This window comes from Marinobacter goseongensis (genome assembly GCF_023156235.1).
GTDB lineage: Bacteria > Pseudomonadota > Gammaproteobacteria > Pseudomonadales > Oleiphilaceae > Marinobacter > Marinobacter goseongensis.
The window spans coordinates 1-2,490 of sequence record NZ_JAKZAI010000065.1; the positions used below are offsets into that span (position 1 = coordinate 1).

At 56.7% G+C, this 2,490-nt stretch carries 3 protein-coding genes; all 3 read right to left on the reverse strand.

The genetic code is table 11. The features are described from left to right. Positions 1 to 29: 29 nt before the first annotated feature. Genes tnpC through tnpA form a run of 3 tightly spaced genes read right to left on the reverse strand, consistent with a single transcriptional unit; the run spans position 30 to position 2,407 of the window. Positions 30 to 1,673 (reverse strand): IS66 family transposase, encoded by a 1,644-nt coding sequence (tnpC, locus tag MLC70_RS18290; protein WP_248185957.1) that lies wholly within the window; start codon positions 1,671 to 1,673, stop codon positions 30 to 32. Positions 1,674 to 1,730: 57 nt separating this feature from the next. After that, positions 1,731 to 2,099 carry an IS66 family insertion sequence element accessory protein TnpB gene (gene tnpB, locus MLC70_RS18295; RefSeq protein WP_008169629.1) on the reverse strand — a complete coding sequence of 123 codons (369 nt, stop codon included), beginning with the start codon at positions 2,097 to 2,099 and terminating at the stop codon, positions 1,731 to 1,733. Continuing rightward, positions 2,099 to 2,407 (reverse strand): IS66 family insertion sequence element accessory protein TnpA, encoded by a 309-nt coding sequence (tnpA, locus tag MLC70_RS18300; RefSeq protein WP_008169631.1) that lies wholly within the window; start codon positions 2,405 to 2,407, stop codon positions 2,099 to 2,101. The genes tnpB and tnpA overlap by 1 nt, the downstream gene beginning before the upstream one ends. Between the last annotated feature and the right edge of the window lie 83 nt (positions 2,408 to 2,490).

A 2,490-nucleotide genomic window follows, 5' to 3' on the forward strand; every position in this document is an offset into this window, starting at 1 on the left:
GTAAGCGCCGTTAAATCGACCCACTTGCCCTAATCGTATTGAGCCACTTTTTTCAAAGCCGGCAACTCGGCATTCCAGGGCAGCAAGGCTTCAAGCTTCTCCAGTGTATCGGCCCCAGCAATGCGCTCCAGCACATGGTGGATATAAGCGGAGGGCTCCAGGCCATTGGCCTTGGCGGTTTCTATGAGCGAATAGCAGGTGGCGCTGGCTTTCGCCCCTTGTGAGGTATCGGCGAAGAGCCAGGCCTTTCTGCCGAGGGCAAACGGGCGAATAGCGTTCTCGGCACCGGCATTGCTGATGTTCAGGTCACCGCGTTCGCAGTAACCAACCAGAGTGTCCCACTGGTTCAGGGTGTAGTCCATGGCCTTACGGGTGAGCAGGCCTTTCATCACCTGGGGGGCATTTTTCTCCAGCCAGGCTTTGAAGGTGTTGAGCAATGGCAGACTCTTTTCCTGACGTAACTGATAGCGCTCTTCATCGCTCAGATCTCGGGCGGCCTTTTCAATGGCGTACAGTTTGCGGATGTGGCTCAGGGCCACATCCGCTTTTGAGGGTGGGCCTTTTTTGCCTTTGGCCGGCGCAGCCCGGGCCGCTTCCACGTATTTACGTCTCGCGTGGTCCCAACATCCGATTCGGGTCAGCTTGTTCGCGGCACAGACCTGACCGTAGCCGGAATAGCCATCGGCTTGCAGAATGCCCTGGAAGTCATCCAGCAGGCGCACCGGCACTTTGCCACCTCGCGATGGGTCGTACTCGAACAGAACAGAGGGTTGTCCCGGTGGGCCACCCCGGGTGACCCACATCCATTTGTCGGAGTGAACCGATTTGCCGTCTTCCTTGAGCACCTGGATCCGGGTTTCATCGGCTTGCAGGTAATCACTGCCGTTCTGGGTTTCCCGCATCAGGTTGATCAGCGGTTGGAAGACGTCATTCAACCGGATGATCCAGTGAGCCATGCTGGTGCGACTCACTTCATGCCCCAGGCGCTGGAACATCTGTTCCTGCCGGTACAACGGCAGGCCGTCGGCATACTTGGAGGTAATGAGGCAGGCCAGCAGTGATGGGGTGGCGATGCACTTACCCAGCGGGTGTGCTGGCCGAGCAGCCGCAACAATCCGTTCTTCGCCGTCCTGCTCGAACACCGCCTTTTCCTGCCAGTACTCCAGCACTTTCAGTTGGGCCGGGATATATTCAAGCTCTTCTTTCACCTTGGTGAAGAAGGTCTTGGTGGCACCGGCTTTCTCTTCGTCGCTGAGGGTCAGTTCAATGCGCTCGCGCAGTAGCGTATCAGAGAAGCCACGCTGACGACGCTTGCGGGAACGACGAGGAGCGTCGGCCTCTTCGACATCCTCGGGCAGCTCCTCGCGCAGTTCATCAATCTCGATTTCCAGCTCCGCTTCATCGAACAGCAGGATCTGGTTGGGCTGCTTTTCACTGCTGGCCGCGAACTGCTGGATCTTCTTGTGACGCAGCAGTTCTTCGAGGATGGCGATATAGTTGTCGCGACGCTGGAGGGTCTCGTCGTGCTGTTTCAGTTGAACTTGTTGGTTCTGGAGGGCGTCTTCTTTAGCGGCCAGCTGTGCTTGCAGATTGCTGATAACAGACATCATTTCAGCGGTGGAGAGACCGCTGAAATCGGGAGTTGAAGAGGCGTTATCAGGCGTTGATTTCATGGCGAAATTATAGCAAAAACAACGTCCTGGCACACCAAAAAAGTGCTACTAAAAGCACTATCCAACGCTCTCATAATGCAGGGTTTTATGGCCTCTCAACAGCGTGATGTCGTAGCCGTCCAGCAGCCAGTTGATCTGCTCACCGGTCAGCGACATCAAGTCATCCGCGGGTCCTGGCCATTTGAACTTTTCTTCAGCCAGAGCTTTGTAATAGAGCACAAAGCCGTTGTCTTCCCACATCAGGCATTTGATCTTGTTCCGCTGCCGGTTGGTGAAGGCATAAAGCGCTCCAGAGAACGGGCTGTGCCCCAGTTCCTGTTCCACCAACAGGGCTAGGCCGTTGGCCTGCTTGCGGAAGTCGATCGGCTTTCGGTACAGATAGATCTCCGGCAGATCCCAGGAGGGACGCAGATAGCGGTGACGCATCACATCTGCCTCAGCACCGCGCCCAGCAACTCAATGTTGCCAGCGTGCAGGCCGGTGATTGATACGCCGCCGGGCAGTGACACGGTCAGACCGGCTCCGGCATTCGCAACCGGTGCCACGCGGGCGAATCCGGATCGAGTTTGAACCGGCTTGCTGGGCTCCTCGCGGCCAGTCAGCTTCTGCCGCCAGTAGACAAACCGGTGGTAAACAAGGGACTCTTGTTTGCAGTAGGCGGCACCGGACAGGCCCGAGGCCTGCCAGTCCGATAGCGTCTGTTGCCAGAACTGATGTAAATCAGGGGTGGTCATCGGATTCCTCCTTCATTTGAAAGCAGGAATCAGTGTGGCGAAATTCAGTTGCCAGCCACAGGTGCGGATTTATTGGCGCTTAC

Coding starts and splice junctions, on each gene's coding strand:
- tnpC (WP_248185957.1), bottom strand. CDS start 1,673: ATGAAATCAACGCCTGATAACGCCTCTTCAACTCCCGATTTCAGCGGT.
- tnpB (WP_008169629.1), bottom strand. CDS start 2,099: ATGCGTCACCGCTATCTGCGTCCCTCCTGGGATCTGCCGGAGATCTAT.
- tnpA (WP_008169631.1), bottom strand. CDS start 2,407: ATGACCACCCCTGATTTACATCAGTTCTGGCAACAGACGCTATCGGAC.